A 22608-nucleotide genomic window follows, 5' to 3' on the forward strand; every position below is an offset into this window, starting at 1 on the left:
GCCGGCGCCGCTCAGGCGGCCTTGCGCTTGCCGGCCAGGATCAGCGCGATGCCGCCCAGCACCGCCAGGGTCGACAGGCCTAGGCGCAGGGTCAGGTGCTCACCCAGCAGCAGCGCGCCGCCGAGCGCGGTGAACACCGGCACGCTGAGCTGTACTGACGCGGCCTGGAGCGCGCCCAGGCCGGTCAGCGCGCTGTACCAGATGGCGTAGCCGACGCCCGAGGCCAGCGCGCCGGAGAGCACCGCGTAGATCGCCCCGTGCAGGTCGACATTGAGCTTCATCGACAGCACCAGGCACATCGCGGCGGCCATCGGCACGCTGCGCAGGAAGTTGCCGGTGGTGGCCGCCAGCGGATCGCCGCCACGCCGTCCGCGCAGGCTGTACAGCGCCCAGGCCAGACCGGCGAGGATCATCAGCGCCGCGCTGCCCACCGGCGGCGCGCTGGCTCCCGGCAACAGCAGCACGACGATCCCACCCAGCGCCAGAACCAGCCCCGGCAACTGCCAGCCGCGCAGTCGCTCGCCGTTCAGATAGCCCGCCACCAGCATCCCCACCTGCACCGCGCCGAACAGCAGCAGGGCACCGCTGGCCGCGCTCATCTGCACATAGGCCAGGGAAAAGGCGGCGGCGTAGAGGAACAGCGCGCACGCACTGCGCCAGTCGCCACCCGCGCGCCATCCGCCGTCGCGCAAGCGCAGCAGGATAGCGAGGGTGATTGCCCCGGACACCAGGCGCAGGCCGGTGAAACTGGCGGCATCGATGCTCGTCTCGCGCAGGGCGAGGCGGCAGAGCAGGGAATTGCCGGCGAAGGCCAGCATGGCGAGCAGCGTCAGAAGCAGATAGCGGGGTTGAGGCATGGGCGTCCTGGCTCGCGGGGTCGCGTCGCGTGCGCCGGGGACGTCTGCAAGGTGCAGCGGCCCCGATTGTTGTTCTTCGGTGCCGTGCAGAGTGCCATGAAACAGCAGGTGAGGGGACGTGGAAGAAGGTCGTATGCGCCACGGCCGTTGGAAGGATTTCCGGCGCTGGAGGCTAGCGTTCGAAACCGGCGGAAACCAACCCGCCACCCGAAGGTGGCGGGCAGTTCACTTCAACGGATCAGGCCAGCGCTTGCGCCACCGGAGCATTGGCACGCTTGCTCACCAGGTGCTGCAGCAGGGCGGAGACCACCACGCCGACCACCGCCAGCACGCTCATCAGGCTGAACACGTAGGTGTAGCCTTGCTCACCCGGATACTGGTCGAGCAGCGAGCCGTAGATGATGTAGGCGAACATGCCCGGTGCGTAGCCGATCAGGCAGCCGATGCCGAAGGCCGAGCCGGTGATGCGCGAGGGGATGCCCACTTCGCTCATCGGCGCCCAGAACACCCCGCGCATGGTGAACACCACCAGGGCGAAGGACAGGGTGGCGGCCATGCCGGCGTAGATGTAGCTCTCGCCACGGGGAATGCTGAGGATCACCAGCATCAGCGGCAGCAGCGCGACGAACGCCCACTTCAGGTAGCGGCTCGGGCTCTTCAGGCGCTTGTCGGCGATGTAGCCGCCCAGCGGGCCGCCGAGCACCTTGAGGAAGTACTGGTTGATGATGCCGTAGGCCCCCACCAGCGCTACCGGCAGTTGGTACATGTCCTTCAGGTAGGGGATGAAGTAGGTCAGGCCGCAGTAGACGATGTAGACCATGAACACGTTCAGGCTGACCAGCCAGATCCCCGGCGTGCGGACCGCTTCCAGCAGGCCGGAAAGGCCCTGGGGTTCGGCCTTGGCAGCGGCGGCGCCGGCTTTCGGCGCTTCGCGCAGCAGGAACAGGGTGAGCACGCCCACCAGGATGTCGATGCCCGAGTAGAACAGGATCGCGGCTTTCAGGCCGGCGGCGCCGGAGCCTAGGGCGACGAATACGCCCAGTGCGGAGAAGGCCACCAGGGTATCGACCACGCCGCGTCCGCCTTCGAGGAAGCCGAACATCCGGCTCTGCTCGTCGTCATTGCCCAGATTGCGGATCGCCTTGAGCAGCGAGGGCCAGAAGATGCAGTCGGCGCAGATCGCCAGCAGGCTGAAGACGATCAGCAACTGGCTGTAGCCGGGAAAGGTGGCCAGGTACACGCCCAGCGCGCCCATGCCGATCAGGCCTACCGGGATCAGCCGGCGCGTTTCGAAGCGGTCGGCAAGGAAGCCGCCGACCACGAACAGCGCGGTGGCGACGATGGCGTTGACGCTGAGCAGGGTGCCGATCTGCGTGTGCGTCAGCCCCATGTGCTCCTGCATGGGGATGTAGAAGGCGTCCTTGAGGTTGGCGAGCTTGTAGATGGTACCGCCGCCCAGGACCAGGACGATGAAACGGAGCCACTTGGCTTTAGCCTGTGCTGTCATTGTTGTTCTCCACCGTTTACGGATGAGGGGTGGCCGCCGGGGCGGCCGTCGGAATCAGGCGGCGTCGGCCAGGGTCAGTTCGGCCAGCAGGCGCAATTCGTTCAGCAGGCCGCGCACGTGGCGCACCTGGTTGTTCGCCCAGCGGTGCTCGTCGGCCAGCATGCGTTCCAGGCTGTAGCCCGGCGGCAGCGGCGTTTCGCTCATCTCGCGGTAGGGAATGAAGGGGTCGGCGGCCTCGTCGCTCTGGCGGAAGGCCGGGGCGATGTAGTGGTTCTCCTGCTCCAGGATGAACGCCACTACCTGGGGCGCGCTGTCGCCGAGCAGCAGCAGTTCCAGCAGCATCCGCGCGCCGGGCAACTGGTCCTCGGCGCTGCCCTGCAGCACGCCGTAATGGCCGAAGCCGTTGGCCTCGGGCACCACGCGCACGCCTTTGAGGTGCACCTGGCGGATGAAGGGGGCGAGGTGGGTCAGCGCCGGCAGCGGCCGCTCGCAGGCGTTGATCATGTTGCCGAAGTCGAACAGCGCATTCAGGCGCGGATGCCCGACCTTGCGCAGCAGGGCGGCGATCTCGTCGCTTTTCAGCTCCTCGTGCTGCTCGAAGTCGAAGTTCAGGTCGTGCTCATCGGCCAGTTGCGCCAGGCGCCGCAGGTCCAGCTCGATCAGGTCCATCACCCGCGACAGGTGCCCCTCGTAGCGCGAGTAGACGCGGATATTGCGGCTGCCGATGGCCAGCGCCACAGCAACGGCCTGGTCGACGTCCTCGGGACGGGTGCTGCTGATTTCCACGTGCAGGGCCAGACCCAGGCTGCGGGCCTTCTCGCCGAAGGCGGCCAGTTGTTCCGCAGTCATCTGCGACAGGCTGTTGTGCTCGCCGTCCAGCAGGTGCAGGGAGAGGCCGTCCAGCTCATGGCGGTAGGCGAAGTCGAGCATGTCCTGGGGCGTGACCTGGCCGTGGGTGAGGTTGGTCAGCAGCGGGTAGCCGTGGGCGAACAGGCGCAGGCTGTCGAGACGGTCGAGCAGACGGCGGGCGAGTTCGGGGGTCAGCAGAGGCGGGGGCGTATCTGCGGGCGCGGCGTTACGCGCCAGCAAGTCGGCGAATCGGGCTTGGATAGCATTCATTATTGTCATTCCTGATAGCGACGCCGGGGTGGCCGGCGGTGCTTTTATCGCTCCGGAATGGTGCTATCCCTATAGCCATTATTGTTTTGTTCGTATAGCCACTTTGCCGGCCGCTCTAGGTCGGCTTCAGAGCTTCCAGCCCAGGGCTTTCAGGGCCTGGGCAAACTCCTGCACGCGCCGCCCGGCCTGCTCCTCGGGCACCGCGGCGAAGCCCAGCAGCAGCCCCGGCGGCAATTGGTTGCGCACGCAGTAGTCGCGCAGGGCGTAGGTGTACACCTCGTGCTCGGCCAGGCCCCTCGCGACGGCAGTATCGTCACTGCCCTCGGGCAGCCAGCCGATCAGGTGCAGCCCGGCTTCGGCGGGCGTCGGCCTGAGGAAGCCGCCCAGCTCGCGCTGCAGCGCCTCCAGCACGCTGGCCTGGCGCGCCTGGTAGAGATTGCGCATGCGGCGGATATGGCCGAGGAAGTGGCCGTCCTCCATGAAGTCCGCGGTGGTCGCCTGGTGCAGCGTCGACGGGCTGCGATCCATCACCGCGCGGATGGCGCAGAACGGCTCCACCAGCGCCTCCGGCAGAATCACATAGCCCAGGCGCAGCGAGGGGTAGAGCACCTTGCTGAAGGTGCCGACATAGATCACACGCTCCCAGGCATCCAGCGCGAACAGCGCCGGCAGCGTGCGGCCCACATAGCGGAACTCGCTGTCGCAATCGTCCTCGACGATCCAGCCTTGGTTGCGCCCGGCCCAGTCGATCAACTCCTGTCGGCGCGCATAACTCATGGTGGTACCTAGCGGGTGCTGTCGCGACGGCGTGGTGAACGCCAGGCGCGCGTCGGGGCGTTCGCGCAGGCCCTGCTGCACATCCAGCCCCTCGTCGTCGATGCGCAGCGGCACCAGCTCGCAGCCTTGCGCCTGGAAGGCGATGCGCGCGGCGATATGGCCGGGGTCTTCCATCCACACGCTGTCGCCGGGGTTGAGCAGCAACATGCCGAGCAGGTTGAACGCCTGCTGCGCGCCGGAGGTGATGACCACCTGATCGGTGCTGCACTCGATGCCGCGCGCATCGAACACATACTCGACGATGGCCTCGCGCAAGCGTTGCAGGCCCTTGAGCTCGCCGTAGCCGAGCGAATCCTTGGTCCCCTTGCGCAGGTGGCGGTTCATCAGGCGCTTCCACACCAGCATCGGGAAGGCGTCGTAGGCCGGGTGGCTGGGCAGGAAAGAGGTGGGGCAATCCGGCGCCCAGGTGCTGTACGACACCCCGCTGAAATGCTCGCTGCGCAGCGAGTGCACCGCCTGGCTCAGGTTCGACAGGCGCGGCGGCTTGCGCGGCGCATCGGCGGCGCTGCGCCCCTCCCATTCGCTGCCGACATAGGTGCCGGCGCCCGTGCGCGACGCCAGGAAGCCCTCGGCGGTCAGTTGGTCGAAGGCATTGAGCAGCGTGATGCGCGACAGCCCCAGCTCCTTGCACAGCGTCCGCGTCGACGGCAGCCGCGTACCGCCGGGCAGCCGGCCGGAGAGGATCTGCTTGCGCACCTGCAGGTACAACTGGCGATAGAGGGGAATCGGGCTGGAGCGATCCAGCTCGATGCCGGTGAGCAGCATGCCGCCGGGCGTCTTCATTCGGGGGGTGCCTTGCGCGATAGCGAGACGAGAGGGGCGGATTGTGCCTTGGCGAGGGGGATTGCGGGAGTGGTATTGCCCGTTGGCGGTGGCGCCGATGATCGTTCATCGGCGCCGTGCAGGTGCCATGACGTGGCAGGGGACTGGGTTCGACGCGTAGAGCCAGTCAGTAGCCGCGCGATTCATCCGGCAGAGGCCCGCTCTCCCGCACACTCGGAGCATGCTGGGGCACCGAGCGCGCCTGGCGTTTTCGCGCCCATTTGACCAGTCGGCTCATGGCGATGAAGCCCGCGAGGATCAGCATGGGGTAGGCGTACAGCAGTTCGCCCAGGCTGTACTTCCAGGCCAGGGGGCGGCCTACGCCGAGCAAGGCCGCGTAGAACCAGGAAACGGCCGAGACCGTGCCCGCGAAAATGGACAGGGCGCGCATGCCCGGTTCGAGCTGGAGCAGGGATCCCGCCCGGATCAGGGCGGGCATGACCACCGAATGCAACAGGCTGCCGTTGACCGTGAGCAGGGCGACGATGAGGACCTTGGCCTGGAGCTTGGGATTGAGGAGGTACGTCAGCCCCTTGGCAGACATATCCAGCAGGACGATGAGCGCGCCGGAAAACCAGAGTACCTGCAGCGCCAGGGTGATGGTGCGCTTCAGCGTCTCCATGTTTCCTTGCTCGAGATGAACCGAATCCGAACCTTTCAGGAGCTGCTTGACCATCGCGAAGTCGCTGGTCAGGACCAGGCCGATTGCAACGCAACAGGCGATCAGATGGGTGTAAACCACACCCAGGCGAACGAACTCCATCGCTGCTTCCTGCGCCAGCAGCGAAGTGACTACGTGAACGAATTCCATGGATTGTCTCTTGTTCTTGGAATGGGCCGCCGGCTGTACGGGGCCTTGACGAAGCGTCGGGTGGGGGAGGGTCTTGCGAGCTGCCGTGCACATTAATCCATGTGAGGCGCAATATTATTTGTAAATAATTCTTACTGTCAAAAACAAAAAGCGGTACCCGCGTACCGATTCCAGGGGCGTCGATGGGTGGCAGCGTGTCGCCTGGGTTTGCGGGAATCCGGGGCTTTCAGGCAGGGGTAGGGCACCGGTCGATCCCGCGCGGCGAAAACGGGACGATGCGAGCAGAATGGCCGCAGTCACTGGCAATAGGCGCAGCGGGGATCGCCGTGGCGGCATTCAGGTTGCGCCGGCCGGCGCTGGAATGGGGCGGGGGGATGCGGGGGCATTGCCTCGGCTCCTCGCCTGGGCGGGAGGAGCCTGAATTCAGCGCGAAACTTACAACCACCAGCGCAACAGGTAGAACGCTCCCATGCTCAGGATCACGCTGAGCAGCACGTTGCGCGTCCACAGCACCAGCGCCACGGCGGCGACGGCGCCGAGCAGGTAGGGGTTGTCCGGCCGCAGGTTCAACTGATGGTCGGGGAGGAACACGATCGGCCCGCAGATCGCGGTGAGCATCCCCGGCACGGCGAAGCCGAGGAACTGCCGCACGTTGCTGCTCAGGCGGATCGGCAGGCGTGGCTCCAGGAACACGTAGCGGTTGAAGAACACGATCAGGCCCATGCCGAAGATCACTGCCCAGACCATCATGCGCGCACCCCCGAGAACTTCTGGCAGATGAAGCCGGCGAACATTCCCGCCAGGCCCGACAGCACCAGCGCCGAACCCAGCTGCCAGTAACTGAACAGCACCGAACAGAACAGCGAGACGGCGACGCAGACCACGGTCGGCACGTTCTTCACCACCGGCGCGATCAGCGCGACGAAGGTGGCGGCGATGGAGAAGTCCAGGCCCAGGTGCTCCAGCCCAGGAATGCTGCTGCCCAGCAGCACGCCGGCGAGGGTGAAGAGGTTCCAGGCGATATAGAAGGTCAGGCCCACGCCCAGGGCGTACCAGCGGTTGAAGGTTTCGCGGTCGTGGTTGCTGGTGAGGGCGAAGAACTCGTCGGTGAGCAGGAAGCCCAGGCCCGCGCGCCAGCGGCCCGGCAGGCCGGAGATCACCGGGCGCATGGTCATCCCGTAGAGCAGGTGCTGGGAGGTCAGCAGCAGGGTGGTGATCATGATCGAGAAGAACCCGGCGCCGCCCTTGAGCATGCCGATGGCGACCAGCTGCGCGGCCCCGGCGAAGACGATGGCGGACAGCCCCTGGCCGTGCAGCGGCGAGAGCCCGGCGTCGATGGCCAGCGAACCGGCGAGCAGGCCCCAGGGCAGCACCGCGAGGGACAGCGGCATGATGTCGATGGCGCCCTTGAGGAAGGCGCGGGAGGAGAGCGTGGATTGGGACATGGTGATTCTTTGCAGTCTTTCGTGCCGACAGGGTGGCAGAACGGGGCGCTCGCTGGCTTGAACAATCTTGCTGCGGTGGGACAATTTCCCCGCCGGAAATATTGATCCGCTCCCTCCTGCGCGGCTCCTAAACTTGTTGGTAGGGACGAGGCGCGGTCCCGCGTGTGGGTGGCTGTGCCGGGCTCGCGGTTTCGCCGGGCATCGTACTGGCCTGCACGTCCGAACAGCCGCAAGGCTCAGCGCGCACGTCTGCACATCACGGTAGCGGTGCATCCGCCACCGTCCCGGAGCGCGATCATGTTGAGGAAGCTGCCGCTTCAACCTCACCCCTCGGCTCATCGCGCAACCTGTCTCCGGCCGCCGCTGGCCGGGCTGGCGGCGCTGCTCTGGGCCTTGTCCGGCGGAGCGCTTCCCGCCGCCGATGCGCCGGAGCCCTTCGCGCCGCCGCAAGCGGAAACCTTCACCCTCGACCCGAACGAGATCCAGAAGCCCTGGACCGGCGACCTGGACGGGATGATCCAGCGCAAGACCATCCGCGTCCTCACCATCTACAGCAAGACCTTCTACTTCACCGACATGGGTGTGCAGCGCGGCGTGACCTATGAATGGTTCACGCTGTTCGAGAACGAGTTGAACAAGCAGCTGGCCTCCACCGCGTCGGGCGCCGCCCGGCACCTGAAGGTTCACGTCGTGTTCGTTCCGGTCCGGCGCGACCAGCTGATCCCGGCGCTGATCGCCGGCCAGGGCGATATCGCCGCGTCCAACCTCACCACCACGGCGGCACGGCGGGAGCAGGTGGATTTCTCCGTGCCCGGCTACACCAACGTCAGCGAAGTCATCCTCTCCGGTCCCGCCTCGCCACAGGTCGCCACCCTGGACGACCTGTCGGGCAAGGACGTCTTCGTCCGCCAGTCATCCAGCTACTACGAGAGCCTGCTTGCCCTCAACCAGCGCTTCGCCACAGAGGGGCGCGCCCCGGTGAACATCAAACCGGCGCCGGAAGCGCTGGAGGACGAAGACCTGGTCGAGATGCTCAACTCCGGGCTGATCCCGCTCATCGTCATGGACAAGCACAAGGCGGACCTGTGGAAGCAGGTCTTCCCCGACGTGACCGTGCATGACGCCATCGCCCTCCGCACGGGCGGCGAAATCGCCTGGGCCCTGCGCAAGAACAGCCCGCAACTCAAGGCCGCCGTCGACGACTTCGTCATGCGTCACCGCGAAGGCAGCCTTGCGGGCAACCTGATCCTGATGCGCTACCTGAAGAACGCGAAATACATCGAGGATGCCGCCTCCGAATCCGAGCGGCGGAAGTTCCTCAAGCTGGTGCAGTTCTTCAGGCAATACGGCGACAAGTACAGCGTGGACTGGTTGCTGATGGCCGCCCAGGGCTATCAGGAATCGCGGCTCGACCAGTCCGTCCGGAGCCCCGTGGGCGCCATCGGCGTCATGCAGGTCATGCCCGCGACCGGCAAGGAACTGAAGGTCGGCGACATCCGCAAGACCCGGTCGAACATCGAAGCCGGGACCAAGTACATGCGCCTGATGATCGACCGCTACTACGGCGACGAACCCATGACCGACCTGGACAAGGCCCTGTTCACCTTCGCCTCCTACAACGCCGGCCCGGCCAGGGTGGCGCGGCTGCGCGAGGAGGCCGCGCGGCGCGGGCTCGACCCCAACGTCTGGTTCCACAACGTCGAATACGTCGCCGCCGACCAGATCGGCGCGGAGACCGTCACCTACGTCAGCAACATCTACAAGTACTACATCGCCTACCGGCTGATCCTCGACGCGCGGGCGTCGAAGCAACGCGCCACCGAGCAGGTCACGGCCCAGCCCGATCAGGGCGGTACGCCTCCGGGGACGGACTCGGGCGTCAGGTAGGCGGCCCCGTGGACTAGGCGTTGGGCGATTGGGACGTATCGCCCGCGACTGCCTGTGGGCGTCCTGCCTTGCGTAGCTTGCGGGCCGTCTCCACGAAGGGCGTGACGATCAGGCTGTACAGCGTCAGGTAGCGATGATCATCGCGCTCCCCGGCGCCGAACTGGATGCGTTCCGGCGTCGGGGTGGTGACGTAGAGCGTGCCGAACATCCAGTCCCACAGCGACAGGTTGATCGCGAAATTCTTGTTGAAGTGCCGGGGCGCATCGCTGTGATGGATCTGGTGCTGGGCCGGGCTGTTCAGTACGTGCTCGACCACCGGCCCGAACGACAGCCACACATGGCTGTGCCGCAGGTTCACCGCCAGCGCATTGAAGATGAAGATCAGATAGGTCACGCCGAACAGCGTGTAACGGCTGATCTCCCCGCCGCAGGCGTACCAGAAGGCGCCGGCATAGGCGCCGAGGGCCACGACCCCGGCCAGCTTCGCCGCGAGCTTCTCCACGAAATGAACGCGGCTGGCCGTCGCCGGCACCAGCACCGACGCCGAGTGATGCACCTTGTGGAACGCCCACAACCAGCGCGAGTGGAAGGCCCGATGCACCCAGTAGTTCTTGAAGTCGCCCACCAGAAACACCCCCAGCCCATAGAGCAGGGACAGGCCGAGGTTTTCACCCACCTGCGGGCGCGCGCCCCACAGCCTGGTGAAGAAGACCATGTAATCGCCCGAGCGCAGGATGTACGGATCGACCAGCCCGATGATGGGCACCATCAACGCCGCATGCAGGATGCCCCGCACGAAGTAGTACTGGTAATCCAGCAACGCCGAACGATGGAAATGCACCCGGTTGCCGCCAATGAACTGCCAGAACGAACGCGCATCCGTCAGCCCACGGTACTTCCTGAAGTGGAACAGACCATAGGCGACGGCGTAGGAGAGGAAGAGAAACAACACGCCGACGCGACCGTTCAGGTCGAAAAGACCGGCGAAGCGGTGGACGACCGGATCGATCACCAGGGTGGTCAGGTGGCTATGGAACGGCAGGAGATCATCCACGGCAGGCGAGTCTTCGGCGAAGGGCAGGGGGCTGGAGATCGGAGCAGGCCAGGAGCGCGGCGCAATCGGCAATCCAGTGCGCGTCAGCAGCGCTCAGGCTCATGAGCTTCAGCGTAGCTTCGGGCTGCCACGGCGCAGTGACCGGCTGGAAGAAATGCATGGGTTGTCTCTTATTCTTGGAATGGCTCGCCGGTGGTGCCGGGGCTCGGCGATGTATGGTGTGTGGTGGGACTGAACGCGCACGCCAAACATCGTAGTCAGTGTGCCCAATGGTAATTGGGAATAATTCTTAATGTCAAAAGTGAGTGCGGCCGACTCGAGATGACTCGACGGATCACGACACGTCGACAGGCTTTTGAGCGGGAAAATAAATCGGTCCTTTTTTGCTCTTTTTTACTAATGGGGGATTTCTAGAGGCAGGGGCGGGTGCTGTTGGATGGGGCCGTGGCGTCGACGGCGCAATAAATCGTGGCTTCCTAGTGTGCGGAGAGGGGGCTCATTTTCGGCAGATCTAATCTAGATCCGCATAGTGTATTAGAGTGGAAATATATCTTTTGATTTTGCGGCGTGCGTGCATTTTTATTGCCTAAAAGTGACATCGAGTAAATGCTTCGGTGCGCAACTTCTTTATGTGACGGCTGGTCATTAATCTAAGTTGGTGAATTTTTTCCCGTATAAAGATGACTCTGATTGTTGTTCTCTTTTAGCCAGGTAATGTATCCGTCGATTTCGCGCTCTTCAACGTTTATTGTTAGTTCGAGGCCAAAAATAACTAAGCTAAAATAGGTTTGATTGTTTCTGGTTGCTAAGAAGTCGAATTCATGTACGGTCTGCAGTTTCTTTCCATTTTCGATTATGCACCTGTCGGCTTCGTAGATTGTGCGCGAATAAAATGGCCACTCATTGGGTTGCCCTTTGCGAGCGAAATTTCGTAATGAGTCGAGTTGCTGCTCGTCGACTAAGTAATCGATGCTTTCAGAGGCTGCGAGTAAGCGTAGCGCAAATGCTTCTATCGCCGTTTTTGCTAAGAATCTTGCAGTAACGCGCTTGCTTGGCGAGGCAGCGGATAATGGGAAGATTAGCTTCCCGTGTCTTATGTTGGTTAGTCCAGCAACTGAGCTTGACAGCTCGATGGAGAAGGGGGAGTCAGAAGCTTCGCGATGTAGGTGTACTGGTATTAAGGTGTTGGTTAATATAAAGCCTTTTGCTGGAGGTACTCGGCCACGTTTGTTGGGGATTGACTGCATGAAGCGCAGATTTGTCAGTGCCGGGGAGTCTAAGAATGGCTTTTCAACCTCTCGCGAAAAATAATTGTTGCAGAGGTCGCAGACAATGCCCTTCGGCAACACGTGTGAAGTGTTGTAAAGGCTTTCAGGGATAATGTGTTCGATGCTTTTTGAGATTTTTGATTCGTTCTTGCAAAAAATACATCTCATCCTTGAGTCCTGTTTGAACTATTTTTGATTATGATTCTTTGTAAAGAGCTGAGTAAAGTGCTCTGTCGGGATTGACTCTTGAGAAAAATTGCGGAGGTTGAAAGTTCTTTTCATACGCTCTCATGGTTTCAAGGCAAATGTCTTTTTCTAATGGTTTTATATTTCTTAGTCCAATTGCCGCTACAGCCTCTCGTGTTTTGGTGTAGTCGTCGAATTCTTCCTTTGATATACAGATATTTTTCCCGTATTTCTTCCAGATTTCTTTTGGTGGAAGCACTTCAATGAAGTCTATCTCGGTGGAGATTTTTATTTTCCCTACCGGTAGAGTTGAATAGATCCAAAGAGTTGAACCTTCTGGTAGATTCATTCCTCTAACGCGTAGTTCGACGGTTTTTCTTCCGCTAAGAATGTTTTCTACATGTTGTGGCTTGATAGAGATAATCGCATCATTCATTAAAGGCTTCTCCGATTAATGTTCTCAGTTTGTCAATTTCTATCTTCTCGGGAGAAACTAGATTGGCATTACTTATTAGTTCTAGCCTCTTTGCCTTCGTGAAGGAAACTCTTTTATCAAATTCTAAGAAATTATCGAATGTGAAAACATGTATTTTCCCGTCCTTGTCAGATACATCTAAAAGTTCTTCGCGCGATAGTACTCCTTGTCGATCAAGCTTGATAGTGGCTTCGTCAATTTTTATGACGTCCGAATAGGTTATTCTTGCGAAACCGACGATTTCTTGGATGCTTTTGGTTCCTGAAATATAGAAGGCAATAATGCCTCCCTTTTTGAAAATGTTTGACCTTTTGGGGGATCTGAAATAGGCCTTCTCAAGTAATAAGGTTTGTTCGTGGCTGGACAGTAAAGAGAGTTGGTTTTTTACGTTGCCAAGTAGGCCGTTAGCATATTTCTCTTGGATTGGTACTAATATGCATTCGCGATCTGCTGTTAGTATGAATCGCGGCCCAATAATAGTCTCAAAATCAAACCAGGAAAATATCTGGAATTTCCCGTTAGAGTCGCCTAGGCAAATTCCAGTGTTTTGTATTTCCTTTTTAGATGGGAATTTTTCAGGTATTGATAGTCCGGAGAAGGACTTTATTTCTCTTGAGAAGGCTGCCCAGTTTTTGTTGTTGGGAAATGCATTGCTAATGATCTTGAAAAAGTGGTCGTTTGACTTTATGAATCCTTTTTTTATGAGGGTCTCTTCGGTAAGTGCTTGATCTTTTCCTATGTACAGATCAAGTCGATAAGAGAACTTCATCTTGCGTCTTAATGCTATTTCAAGGAAGTGGTCTATCGCGGCGGTAGACTGAGGGGAAGTCTCATCTACATAGAGTGCAGCAATTGAGCTGGCTGTTGATTTTATTGGTTTCTGGGCGAAATAAATTCCGAATAACCTTTCATCGATGCTCGCAGTGTTGACGCTGATGGCTGGTTTGATAGGGGAGGTTTCAATGATAAGGCTTTTAATAGCTTCTGGTATTTCATAGCTATCGAGGAAGTTTTTTATTTTATCGTTCGCTGGTGATGTGGATATTGAGAAGTCTGAGTTTAGAGGATTGAAGCTCTCTGGGAGTTCATTGTCGCTAAATGATATTTCATCGGGTGAAAGTATTGAGACGCCGTATTTGTGTTTGATTTCATTGCACGCTCTCAATAGCGCTTTTTCTCGCGTGATGAATCCGTCAATTTTTGCTGAGATGCAATGAGCGAGATGTATTAGATCTGATTCGTCATTTCTTGCTGATCTCCTATTTGATGACCTGGATGGAAATATAATAGTGCGTAGCGAGTCAGCTATTGCGGAAGTGTCGTTTTCGGATTTTATTTCGGGGAAGGCTTGAGCTAGTCTTAGCCCAAGATCGTCAGGGAAGTTTTTCGATTGGCGCTCTAGTTCGTTTTTGAATTCGGGGGTTATGCAAACTGAGAATCCGCCTTGAAAGCCAACTTGCATTATCTTTAGAACTTGCGAATGGCCAATCCTTGCTTTGCAAATGTCAAGTATAAGATTTAAATCTAGTGCGTATATGGCGCGCCTAAGTACCGGTCCGGTTGGTTGTATTTCTGTTTTCTCGTTATTTAGCCTTCCAAATAAATCGTTTTCTTCTAGGGAGTATCCCCTTATGTTTATCGTTCGGTTTTTTGTTTTTCCTCCTTTGACTTGCTTGTATACTGCGAAGCCATTCCTTTCCCAGAAGTCATTGGCGGGGAGGTCAGATGCTACCTTGGCTGCAATTGAGTGGTAGTTTCTCTCTTTTGCGAAACTTTTTAGTTTGTCGATTAGTTGCTTGCCAAGTCCATGGCCTTTTGTAGATTTGCAGGCATATACTTGGAAGACTTTTATGGTTGGCATTGTTCCGCCAAACATTAAGTATCCTTTCAGTTCTAGATCCTTGTTTACGGCTACCCAGAGTTGTCCTTTAGATGCCATTTGTTCATAAGCTGTTGCCGATAGGAAGCCAAACGAGTTTTTGTTGTTGTCGGCGATTTTGGAGACTTGCTTTATATAATTCGAAACTTCATCAAAAGTCGTTAAGATTGCATAGTCCATTGCGGTCTCGACTAGTATTCGGTTGGGGTGCGGTATTGGGGCGATACTCTCATAGGTGTGTGACTTCTACCATGTTTTCTGCATCAGGGTGCTGCCGTCTTTGGTAGGCCATTTCCCAAACCCCGATCTAACATGAATTGATGTTGTGGACATCTTGACCATCATATCTCTACCCCCTAACCTCCCGACGCCCCTGTGAAAACGACAGGGGGCGGGTTTGGCGACCCGGAACAATCATTCGCGTGACCTGCGCTGAATAGCCCTGCGCCGTAGCTCTACGGACGCAGTGATTTGCTATGGCGGGCCGCGTGGGGAGACCTTCGGGTCTGCCGGGTGATGATTGCCGGTTCGCCAACCCTGCGCGGTTCCGCCACCCCATCCGTTTGGCGACGGTGAGGTGGTGTCCATAAACAATCATCAAGGTCTGCACTCATGGACGACATCTACATCCCCACCGTTTTCCAGCGCTACAACCGTTCCCTGCGCGGCGTGTTGATCGACAACCAGCCCTGGTTGGTCGCCCGCGAGCTGGGGTATCTGATCCGCGAGCGGGTCGAGTCTTATGTTCTTCGTCTGGATGATGATCTGTTTCGCGAGGCGCGCCTGGTGACGGGCAGCGGCGAGGAGGTCGTGCTGCTGGTGAGCGACTATGGCGCCTTCCATGTGCTGAACCGCTTTCGCGATCCGGAGCATCGGGAGTTGCGCAAGTGGATTACCGGGTATGTGTTGCCGGTGCTGCGGGATCAGGGGTTGATGGCGGCTTGCAGTCCGAAGCGGATGCAGGCGAAGGGGGAAGGGCGGCCGATTGCGGTGCTGGATTGGCAGGGGGAGTTGTGGGTGCCGATGGGGGAGGTGCCGAGGTTGATGCGGGAAGAGCGGCGCGGGCGGTGGTGGCGGCGGGAGTAATGGCGGGTGCGGAGTGGGGCGGGTTCGCGAGCAAGCTCGCTCCTACGAAGAGCGGTGCTGCCGTGGGGAGTTCGGAGTTGGGGTTGCCCTCACCCCAGCCCTCTCCCGGAGGGAGAGGGGGCCGATTGGCGTGGGGTTCGGGGTTGGCGTCAGCCGGTGGGTGGGCTGATCAGAAGATGTAGTCCGTGGTCAGGAAGTTGGAGTCGCGGTCGCGGATGATCTGGCTGATCAGTTCCTTGTTTGCGTCGGTGAAACGGGTGGCGACCAGGGTGCGGATGGAGAAGGTGCGCAGGGCGTCGTGCACGGAGAGGGTGCCTTCGGCGGAGTTCTTGCGGCCGTTGAAGGGGTAGCTGTCCGGGCCGCGCTGGCACTGGGCGTTGATGTTGATGCGGCCGACCTGGTTGACGAAGGCGTCCACCAGCGGGCCGATCTGCTCCGGGTTGTCGCCGAACAGGCTGAGCTGCTGGCCGTAGTCGGACTGCAGCACGTAGTCGATCACTTCATCCAGCTCGCGGTAGGGCACCACGGGCACCAGCGGGCCGAACTGTTCTTCGTGGTAAAGGCGCATGTCCGGGCTGACCGGGCTGAGCAGCGCCGGGTAGAAGAAGCTTTCGCGGCTTTCGCCACCGCCGGGGTTGATGACCTGGGCGCCCTTGGCCAGCGCGTCCTGCAGCAGGCCACTGAGGAAGTCGACCTTGCCCGGCTCGGGCAGTGGCGTCAGCGCTACGCCCGGTTCCCAGGGCATGCCGGGTTTGAGTTCGGCGAGCTTGGCGCTGAATTTGTCGAGGAAGCGGGGCAGCACGTCTTCGTGGACGAAGAGAATTTTCAGCGCGGTGCAGCGCTGGCCGTTGAAGGAGAGGGCGCCGGTGATGGCTTCGCTGACGGCGTTGTCCAGGTCGACGCTGGGCAGGACGATGCCGGGGTTCTTGGCGTCCAGGCCGAGGGCGGCGCGCAGGCGGTGCGGGCGCGGGTGGAGCTTCTTCAGGTCGGCGGCGCCGGAGTGGGTGCCGATGAAGGCGAAGACGTCGACCTTGCCGCTGGCCATGAGCGCGCTGACGGTCTCGCGGCCGCGCCCGTAGATGACGTTGATGACGCCCGGCGGGAAGCTGTCGCGGAAGGCTTCGAGCAGTGGGCGGATGAGCAGCACGCCGAATTTGGCGGGCTTGAAGACCACGGTGTTGCCCATGATCAGCGCCGGGATCAGGGTGGTGAAGGTTTCGTTCAGCGGGTAGTTGTACGGGCCCATGCACAGCGCCACGCCCAGCGGCACGCGGCGGATCTGCCCGAGGGTGCCCTGTTCCAGCTCGAAGCGGCTGGAGCGGCGGTCCAGCTCCTTGAGCGCCTCGATGGTGTCGACGATGTAGTCGCAGGTGCGGTCGAACTCTTTCTCCGAGTCCTTGAGGTTCTTGCCGATCTCCCACATGAGCAGCTTGACCACGGCGGTGCGCTGTTCGCGCATGCGGGCGAGGAAGCGTTCGACGTGGGCGATGCGCTCGGCCACGCGCAGGTTGGGCCACAGGCCCTGGCCGTTGTCGTAGGCGGCGACGGCGGCGTCCAGCGCGGCGAGGGCGGCGTCGGCATCCAGCAGCGGGGTGCTGCCGAGGATGACCTGTTCGTCACCTTGTTCGGTGGCGAGGAAGATCGGGCTGCGCACCGGGGCGAGCGGGCCGTCCCAGCGGAGCAACTGGCCGTTGACCAGGTATTCGCGCTGCTCGACGGGGGCGTCGGGGCGCCAGGTTTCAGGGATGTCGGCGAGGCAGGGGAAGAGGCGGTCGAGTTTGTTGTTGTCAGGCATGACTCATCCTTCGGAAACGGTGGGCGACTGGTCTGTTTTAGTCCGTGATTGTGCTTAGGTAAATCGATTCAGCAAGCGATGCGACGAGTGGCCGGGTGGTTGCTTTGGTAGGGCGCATAACGCTCCGCGTTATGCGCCGATTGACTGTGGTTTCAGGGCACTGCGAACCCACCGTCGAAGCGACGGGCAGGCAAGGTGAATCGGCGTACAACCGCGAACGGTTGTACGCCCTACGGGTGCGACGGGGCGGGGTTTGGCGCGGGGACCGGTTGCAGCAGTTCCTGCTGCTCGGCGTAGCGGGCGCGGATGTCGAAGTCGCGGGGCCAGGTGGGTTGCGCGGGTTGGGCTTGCGGAGTTGCGGAGGAAGTCATGGGCGATACCTCGTTGCAGGAAGCCGGTAGGGCGGATGAGCCTTCGGAGTCATCCGCCGGTTGTTTCATGACCGGGCTGCGGCGGTGGCGCGCGCAACCCGGTTGGGTTCAGACGAACAGCGACAGCAGCAGGATGAAGCCCAGGCCGACCACCGAGAGGATGGTTTCCATGGCGGTCCAGGTCTTGAAGGTTTCCATCACGCTCATGTTGAAGTACTGCTTCACCAGCCAGAAGCCGGCGTCGTTGACGTGGGAGAGGATCAGCGAACCCGCGCCGGTGGCCAGCACCAGCAGTTCGCGGTTGACGCCGGGGATCAGGTTGATCACCGGTACCACGATGCCCGCGCCGGTGATGGTGGCGACGGTGGCGGAACCGGTGGCGATGCGGATCACCGCGGCCACCAGCCAGGCCAGGAGGATCGGCGAGATCTGCGCCTGCACGGCCATGTGGCCGATCACGTCGCCCACGCCACTGGCCACCAGCATCTGTTTGAAGCCGCCGCCGGCGCCGATGATCATCACGATGGCGGCGGTGGGCGCGAGGCTGTGGTCGAGCAGCTTGAGGATCTTCTTCGAGTCGAAGCCGCGGGCGTAGCCGAAGGTGTAGAGCGACAGCAGCAGGGCCAGGAGCAGGGCGGTGATCGGGTGGCCGATCATGTCCAGCCAGGCGCGGACGACGTGGCCGTCGGCGAGCATGACGTCGGCGAAGGTCTTCAGCAGCATCAGGAACACCGGCAGCAGCACGGTGAACAGGGTGACGCCGAAGCTCGGCAGGTCGCTGGTGTCCGGCTCATGGGCGATCTGCGCCACCAGCTCCTCGTTGGGTTGGCCGGGGATCACCTTGGAAATCCACGCGCCGAAGATCGGGCCGGCGATGGCGGCGGTGGGCAGGGCGACCAGCAGGCCGTAGAAGATGGTCTTGCCGATGTCCGCGCCGAACACGCCGATGGCCAGCAGCGGGCCCGGGTGCGGCGGCACCAGGCCGTGCACGGCGGAGAGGCCGGCGAGCAGCGGGATGCCGATCTTGATCAGCGACACGCCGCTGCGGCGGGCCACGATGAACACCAGCGGAACCAGCAGGATGAAGCCGATCTCGAAGAACAGCGGGATGCCGACGAGGAAGGCGGCGAGCATCATCGCCCAGTGCACGCGCTGCTTGCCGAAGGCCTGGATCAGGGTGCGGGCGATCTGATCGGCGCCGCCGGACTCGGCCATCATCTTCCCGAGCATGGTGCCTAGGGCGAGGATGATGCCGACGAAGCCGAGCACGCTGCCGAAGCCGTCCTGGAAGGATTTGACGATGGTCGCCACGGGCATGCCGGAGGTCAGGCCGAGGAAGCCGGCGGCGATGATCAGGGCAATGAAGGGGTGAATCTTCAGGCGCGTGATCAGCAGGATCAGGCCGATGATGGTGACTACCGCATCCAGCAGCAGATAGGTGTCGTGGGACATGCCGAGCATGGGGCTCTCCTGTTGTTGTCGTTTTGCCGGAGCGGCTTTTCTTCTTCAGTTAATCGAGATAGCGCTATCTTTGACGGGCAGGCGCTATCGGCTCAGTCGTGGGAGTGCTGACGCCACCAGAGGTGTGCAGCTTCGGCCAGTTCTTCCAGCGGGCGGGTGGCGTCCAGACGCAGGGTCAGCGGTTCGCTCACCGGTGGTTCGAGGGCGGCGAACTGGCTGTCGATCAGGCTGGCCGGCATGAAGTGGCCGGGGCGGGTAGCGACGCGCTTCGCGGCGGTTTCCGGGGTGAGTTCCAGGAACACCACGCCCAGGCCGGGCACGGCGCGACGCAGGCGTTCACGGTAGATGAGCTTGAGCGCGGAGCAGGTGAGCACGGGGCGCTGCCCGGCAGCGATGGCTTTCTGCAGCTCGGCGGCGAGGGTGTCGAGCCAGCCGGCGCGGTCCTCGTCGGTCAGCGGGATGCCGGCGCTCATCTTCTGGATATTGGCTTCGGGGTGGAAGGAGTCGCCTTCGATGGCGAACGCGCCGCTGCGCAGGCACAGGGCCTCGCTGACGCTGGACTTGCCGCATCCGGCGACACCCATGATGAGTACGGCATCGATGGCGGGGAGCATGCAGGGCCTCGGCGTTGAGACAGCGCTATCTTTGTTGGGTGTAACGAAAAGCATTGGCTGCCTCCGTATTCTTGTCATTCTAGTCGGTCTGTTCTGGCGGCTTCGGCCTGCTTGATGGCAAGCAAGGGGCCGGCGGGCGAGGGACCGGTGGGGCCGGTCTCAGGCAATTGCCCTGGTCGCGAGACAGCGCTACCTTAGTGCCTCGATTTTTGTTTGGCAAGCTGCCCGATGACCGCTCAGAACAAAGACAAGAAGAACGACAGAAGCTCCCGCACCACCGGCAGACCCACCCTCGACGAGGTTGCGCGCCGCGCGGGCGTCAGCCCCATCACCGCCTCGCGCGCCCTGCGCGGGGTGAGCACGGTGGCCGAGGAACTGGCGCAGAAGGTCCGACAGGCGGCCAGCGAACTGGGCTACGTGGCCAATCCCGCCGCCCGTGCGCTGGCTTCCAAACAGAGCCCCAATGTCGTGGTGCTGGTACCGTCGCTGGCCAACCAGTTGTTCATCGAGACCCTGGAAGCCATCCATGCCGTGATGCATCCGCGCGGCCTGGAAGTGCTGATCGGCAACTATCACTACTCCCGCGATGAAGAAGAGAACCTGCTGCGCAACTACCTCGCCTACCAGCCGCGCGGCCTGCTGCTGACCGGCTTCGACCGCACCGAGAGCGCGCGGCGGATGATCGAGGCCAGCGGTGTGCCGGCGGTCTACATGATGGACCTGGACCCCGGCGCCGGCCTGCATTGCGTGGGCTTCTCGCAGATTCGCGCGGGGGAGGCGGCGGCGAAGCACCTGCTCAAGAGTGGGCGCAAGCGGCTGGCCTATATCGGCGCGCAGCTGGACCAGCGCACGTTGCTGCGGGGCGAGGGGTACCGTCGCGCGTTGCAGCAGGCGGGCGTCTATGACCCGGCGCTGGAGGTGCTGACGCCGCGTCCGTCGTCGGTTGGTCTGGGCGGCGAGCTGTTCCGCCAGTTGCTGGCCAGCCAGCCGCAGGTGGAAGGCATCTTCTTCGGCAACGACGACCTGGCCCAGGGCGCGTTGCTGGAAGCCATGCGCCATGGCATTCGCATCCCCGAACAGGTGGCGGTGCTGGGCTTCAACGACCTGCCCAGTTCGGAATTCATGGTGCCTCGGTTGTCGAGCATCCGCACGCCGCGCAAGGCCATCGGGACACATGCGGCGGAGCGACTGCTGGACCTGATCAACGACAAGCCGGTGAGCGCGCCGGTGATGGACCTGGGGTTCGAGTTGATGGTGCGGGAGAGTAGTTGAGACCAGAGATTCATTCTGGCGTTTGGCTAGAATCAGTGCTTCAACGTCACGCCCGGATATCAAGGAAGGATAATGGCGGCTGATAATTTTCTGGCGAAGGTGGTGCTTCTGGTCCTGGCACCGGCAGTGGTTCATGCACTGGGTATTGGTCTGCAGAACAATGTGAATCAGGGATATGGGGACGAGTCGTTCGTCCGCAATTACCTGTTCATGGCGGCTCCGCATCTTCTGATGGTGTGCCTGGCCGCGGTATCGATATTGCGCAGAGGCACGCTGCTGCAGACTTTGGTTGGCCTGAACCTCGTCCTCGTTTCATTCACGATCTATGTCCATTGGCACGTCCCCTCGCGGGAGACGGGCCTGGCCTGGGTGCTGTACTACCCGCTCTGCGCCCTGTTCCTTGTGGCGTACGGGATCTTCAAGTTCGCAGTCGGCCGCCGCAGTGCGTAGCGTTGGCTGTGCATTGTAGGAGCGAGCTTGCTCGCGAACCGCCCAGCTACAGAGTCGTCGGCTAGCACTGTTCGCGAGCAAGCTCGCTCCTACGAAAAGCAAAGCGATCAATGCGCCGGCAGAATCCGCCCACGGCATTCGCCGAAGCCGATCGACGGGTAGCCGTCGCGGCGGCAGCGGGCGCGCAGGATGATTTCGTCGCCGTCTTCGAGGAAGCGGCGCTCCTCGCCATTGCTCAGCACCACGGGCTGTTTGCCGCCGGTAGTCAGTTCCAGCAGGCTGCCGAAGCTGTCCGGGGTTTCGCCGGAGAGGGTGCCGGAGCCGAACAGGTCGCCCGGTTGCAGGCGGCAGCCGTTGACGCTGTGGTGGGCGACCATCTGCGCCACGGTCCAGTACATGTTCAGCGTGTTGCTCAGGGCGATGCGTTCCGGCGCCTGGTGCTCGTGGCGCATGCGCGAGGTGAGCAGCAGCACTTCCAGTTCGATGTCCAGCGCGCCGTGCTGCTGGTCGGCCTCGTCATAGAGGTACGGCAGCGGCTGCGGGTCGCCTTCCGGGCGGGCCGGCTGGGCGGTGCGGAAGGGTTCCAGCGCTTCGGCGGTGACCACCCAGGGCGAGATGCTGGTGGCGAAGCTCTTGGACAGGAAGGGGCCCAGCGGCTGGTATTCCCAGGCCTGCACGTCGCGCGCGGACCAGTCGTTGAGCAGGCAGAAGCCGGCGATATGCCCGGCGGCGCCGGAAATCGGGATGGCCTTGCCCTGTTCGTTGCCCTGGCCGATCCAGATGCCCAGTTCCAGCTCCAGGTCCATGCGCGCGCAGGGGCCGAATACCGGCACGTCGAGCCCGGCGGGCAGGGTCTGGCCGTTGGGGCGGCGCACTTCGGTGCCGGAGGGCACGATGGTGGAGGCGCGGCCGTGGTAGCCGATGGGCACGTACTTGTAGTTGGGCAGCAGCGGATTGTCCGGGCGGAACAGCTTGCCGACGTTCTTGGCGTGGTGGATGCCGACGTAGAAGTCGGTGTAGTCGCCCACCTGGGCCGGCAGGTGCAGGCGGCACGCGGCCTGGGGCTTGAGCAGCGCGGCGCCGAGGTGCTCCATGCGCTTCTGCTCGCTGCTGCCTTCGCTGAGCAGGTGGATCAGCGCATCGCGCAGGGTGCGGCGGGCGGTGGGGCCTGCGGCGAAGAAGGCGTTGAGGCTGTCGCCGCTGGCGACCAGCGCGGCCTGGTGGGCGGCGCCGTGGAAGAGGCCGGCTTCGCAGGCGGTCTTCAGGTCGAAGATGTAGTCGCCGATGGCGACGCCGCCTCGCGCCGAGTCACCCGGTGGGCTGAACACGCCCAGGGGCAGGTTCTGCAGGGGGAAGTCCGGGTGGCCGTTGGCCGATTCGATCCAGCTTTTTGCGTTGTGGGAGACGCTCAT

Annotated in this window: 20 protein-coding genes; 4 read left to right on the forward strand and 16 right to left on the reverse strand. The window is 61.9% G+C overall.

Translation table 11 applies throughout. The annotated features are described in order from the left end of the window. Window positions 1-11: 11 nt before the first annotated feature. From O6P39_RS12360 to O6P39_RS12390, 7 genes are all read right to left on the reverse strand, one after another. Window positions 12-857 (reverse strand): DMT family transporter, encoded by an 846-nt coding sequence (locus O6P39_RS12360; RefSeq protein ID WP_275611611.1) that lies wholly within the window; start codon window positions 855-857, stop codon window positions 12-14. A gap of 238 nt (window positions 858-1095) precedes the next feature. Next, window positions 1096-2364 carry an MFS transporter gene (locus O6P39_RS12365; protein ID WP_275611612.1) on the reverse strand — a complete coding sequence of 423 codons (1269 nt, stop codon included), beginning with the start codon at window positions 2362-2364 and terminating at the stop codon, window positions 1096-1098. A 54-nt stretch (window positions 2365-2418) separates the two neighbouring features. Next, complete coding sequence (locus tag O6P39_RS12370; RefSeq protein WP_275611940.1) at window positions 2419-3486, reverse strand: TIM barrel protein; 1068 nt, start codon at window positions 3484-3486, stop codon at window positions 2419-2421. A gap of 123 nt (window positions 3487-3609) precedes the next feature. Then, window positions 3610-5103 carry a PLP-dependent aminotransferase family protein gene (locus O6P39_RS12375; RefSeq protein WP_275611613.1) on the reverse strand — a complete coding sequence of 498 codons (1494 nt, stop codon included), beginning with the start codon at window positions 5101-5103 and terminating at the stop codon, window positions 3610-3612. Between the two features lie 166 nt (window positions 5104-5269). Continuing rightward, window positions 5270-5953, reverse strand: a complete 684-nt coding sequence (locus tag O6P39_RS12380; RefSeq protein ID WP_275611614.1) for a hypothetical protein — start codon at window positions 5951-5953, stop codon at window positions 5270-5272. 435 nt (window positions 5954-6388) lie between these two features. Continuing rightward, on the reverse strand, window positions 6389-6703 hold the full coding sequence (locus O6P39_RS12385) for an AzlD domain-containing protein (RefSeq protein WP_275611615.1): 315 nt from the start codon (window positions 6701-6703) through the stop codon (window positions 6389-6391). After that, on the reverse strand, window positions 6700-7398 hold the full coding sequence (locus O6P39_RS12390; RefSeq protein WP_275611616.1) for an AzlC family ABC transporter permease: 699 nt from the start codon (window positions 7396-7398) through the stop codon (window positions 6700-6702). Before O6P39_RS12390 ends, O6P39_RS12385 begins: the two co-directional genes overlap by 4 nt. Window positions 7399-7695: 297 nt before the next feature. On the opposite strand from O6P39_RS12390, the gene O6P39_RS12395 reads away from it, so the two are divergent. After that, entirely contained in the window at window positions 7696-9285 is a 1590-nt protein-coding gene (locus O6P39_RS12395) for a lytic transglycosylase F (RefSeq protein ID WP_275611617.1), read from the forward strand. A 13-nt stretch (window positions 9286-9298) separates the two neighbouring features. On the opposite strand, the gene O6P39_RS12400 is transcribed toward O6P39_RS12395, so the two are convergent. The 4 genes from O6P39_RS12400 to O6P39_RS12415 form a co-directional block, all read right to left on the reverse strand. Next, entirely contained in the window at window positions 9299-10339 is a 1041-nt protein-coding gene (locus O6P39_RS12400) for a sterol desaturase family protein (RefSeq protein WP_275611618.1), read from the reverse strand. Between the two features lie 650 nt (window positions 10340-10989). Beyond that, the gene (locus O6P39_RS12405) at window positions 10990-11775 is read right to left on the reverse strand and encodes an HNH endonuclease (protein ID WP_275611619.1); all 786 of its coding nucleotides are present in this window, start codon (window positions 11773-11775) and stop codon (window positions 10990-10992) included. Window positions 11776-11803: 28 nt separating this feature from the next. Continuing rightward, entirely contained in the window at window positions 11804-12229 is a 426-nt protein-coding gene (locus O6P39_RS12410; protein WP_275611620.1) for an ASCH domain-containing protein, read from the reverse strand. Beyond that, window positions 12222-14327, reverse strand: a complete 2106-nt coding sequence (locus O6P39_RS12415) for a GNAT family N-acetyltransferase (protein WP_275611621.1) — start codon at window positions 14325-14327, stop codon at window positions 12222-12224. Before O6P39_RS12415 ends, O6P39_RS12410 begins: the two co-directional genes overlap by 8 nt. Window positions 14328-14759: 432 nt before the next feature. On the opposite strand from O6P39_RS12415, the gene O6P39_RS12420 reads away from it, so the two are divergent. Beyond that, window positions 14760-15233, forward strand: coding sequence for a phage antirepressor (locus tag O6P39_RS12420; protein WP_275611622.1), 474 nt, complete (start codon window positions 14760-14762; stop codon window positions 15231-15233). Window positions 15234-15402: 169 nt separating this feature from the next. Here the strand turns inward: O6P39_RS12420 and O6P39_RS12425 are convergent, their stop codons facing one another. From O6P39_RS12425 to O6P39_RS12440, 4 genes are all read right to left on the reverse strand, one after another. Further along, window positions 15403-17028, reverse strand: coding sequence for an NADP-dependent glyceraldehyde-3-phosphate dehydrogenase (locus tag O6P39_RS12425; RefSeq protein WP_275611623.1), 1626 nt, complete (start codon window positions 17026-17028; stop codon window positions 15403-15405). Window positions 17029-17258: 230 nt separating this feature from the next. Beyond that, a complete protein-coding gene (locus tag O6P39_RS12430) occupies window positions 17259-17399 on the reverse strand; it encodes a hypothetical protein (RefSeq protein WP_275611624.1) in 141 nt (46 codons plus the stop codon). 108 nt (window positions 17400-17507) lie between these two features. Continuing rightward, a complete protein-coding gene (locus tag O6P39_RS12435) occupies window positions 17508-18860 on the reverse strand; it encodes a GntP family permease (RefSeq protein ID WP_275611625.1) in 1353 nt (450 codons plus the stop codon). Window positions 18861-18952: 92 nt separating this feature from the next. Next, on the reverse strand, window positions 18953-19474 hold the full coding sequence (locus O6P39_RS12440) for a gluconokinase (protein WP_275611626.1): 522 nt from the start codon (window positions 19472-19474) through the stop codon (window positions 18953-18955). 228 nt (window positions 19475-19702) lie between these two features. Here O6P39_RS12440 and O6P39_RS12445 point away from each other — a divergent pair, with 228 nt between their 5' ends. Beyond that, the gene (locus O6P39_RS12445; RefSeq protein ID WP_275611627.1) at window positions 19703-20746 is read left to right on the forward strand and encodes a LacI family DNA-binding transcriptional regulator; all 1044 of its coding nucleotides are present in this window, start codon (window positions 19703-19705) and stop codon (window positions 20744-20746) included. Window positions 20747-20818: 72 nt separating this feature from the next. Then, window positions 20819-21196: a hypothetical protein gene (locus tag O6P39_RS12450; protein ID WP_275611628.1), complete on the forward strand. Its 378-nt coding sequence runs from the start codon at window positions 20819-20821 to the stop codon at window positions 21194-21196. A 107-nt stretch (window positions 21197-21303) separates the two neighbouring features. Here O6P39_RS12450 and fahA read toward each other — a convergent pair whose 3' ends face one another. Then, window positions 21304-22608 carry a fumarylacetoacetase gene (gene fahA, locus O6P39_RS12455; RefSeq protein WP_275611629.1) on the reverse strand — a complete coding sequence of 435 codons (1305 nt, stop codon included), beginning with the start codon at window positions 22606-22608 and terminating at the stop codon, window positions 21304-21306.

The sequence above is a fragment of the Pseudomonas sp. PSE14 genome, assembly GCF_029203285.1.
In the GTDB taxonomy this organism is placed as follows: domain Bacteria; phylum Pseudomonadota; class Gammaproteobacteria; order Pseudomonadales; family Pseudomonadaceae; genus Pseudomonas.

Bases quoted from the DNA above. Each gene is read 5' to 3' on its own strand.
- O6P39_RS12360 (WP_275611611.1), bottom strand. From the start codon at position 857: ATGCCTCAACCCCGCTATCTGCTTCTGACGCTGCTCGCCATGCTGGCC.
- O6P39_RS12390 (WP_275611616.1), bottom strand. From the start codon at position 7,398: ATGTCCCAATCCACGCTCTCCTCCCGCGCCTTCCTCAAGGGCGCCATC.
- O6P39_RS12395 (WP_275611617.1), top strand. From the start codon at position 7,696: ATGTTGAGGAAGCTGCCGCTTCAACCTCACCCCTCGGCTCATCGCGCA.
- O6P39_RS12450 (WP_275611628.1), top strand. From the start codon at position 20,819: ATGGCGGCTGATAATTTTCTGGCGAAGGTGGTGCTTCTGGTCCTGGCA.
- O6P39_RS12365 (WP_275611612.1), bottom strand. From the start codon at position 2,364: ATGACAGCACAGGCTAAAGCCAAGTGGCTCCGTTTCATCGTCCTGGTC.
- O6P39_RS12445 (WP_275611627.1), top strand. From the start codon at position 19,703: ATGACCGCTCAGAACAAAGACAAGAAGAACGACAGAAGCTCCCGCACC.
- fahA (WP_275611629.1), bottom strand. From the start codon at position 22,608: ATGAGCGTCTCCCACAACGCAAAAAGCTGGATCGAATCGGCCAACGGC.
- O6P39_RS12435 (WP_275611625.1), bottom strand. From the start codon at position 18,860: ATGCTCGGCATGTCCCACGACACCTATCTGCTGCTGGATGCGGTAGTC.
- O6P39_RS12385 (WP_275611615.1), bottom strand. From the start codon at position 6,703: ATGATGGTCTGGGCAGTGATCTTCGGCATGGGCCTGATCGTGTTCTTC.
- O6P39_RS12430 (WP_275611624.1), bottom strand. From the start codon at position 17,399: ATGACTTCCTCCGCAACTCCGCAAGCCCAACCCGCGCAACCCACCTGG.
- O6P39_RS12440 (WP_275611626.1), bottom strand. From the start codon at position 19,474: ATGCTCCCCGCCATCGATGCCGTACTCATCATGGGTGTCGCCGGATGC.
- O6P39_RS12405 (WP_275611619.1), bottom strand. From the start codon at position 11,775: ATGAGATGTATTTTTTGCAAGAACGAATCAAAAATCTCAAAAAGCATC.
- O6P39_RS12425 (WP_275611623.1), bottom strand. From the start codon at position 17,028: ATGCCTGACAACAACAAACTCGACCGCCTCTTCCCCTGCCTCGCCGAC.
- O6P39_RS12380 (WP_275611614.1), bottom strand. From the start codon at position 5,953: ATGGAATTCGTTCACGTAGTCACTTCGCTGCTGGCGCAGGAAGCAGCG.
- O6P39_RS12410 (WP_275611620.1), bottom strand. From the start codon at position 12,229: ATGAATGATGCGATTATCTCTATCAAGCCACAACATGTAGAAAACATT.
- O6P39_RS12415 (WP_275611621.1), bottom strand. From the start codon at position 14,327: ATGGACTATGCAATCTTAACGACTTTTGATGAAGTTTCGAATTATATA.
- O6P39_RS12375 (WP_275611613.1), bottom strand. From the start codon at position 5,103: ATGAAGACGCCCGGCGGCATGCTGCTCACCGGCATCGAGCTGGATCGC.
- O6P39_RS12420 (WP_275611622.1), top strand. From the start codon at position 14,760: ATGGACGACATCTACATCCCCACCGTTTTCCAGCGCTACAACCGTTCC.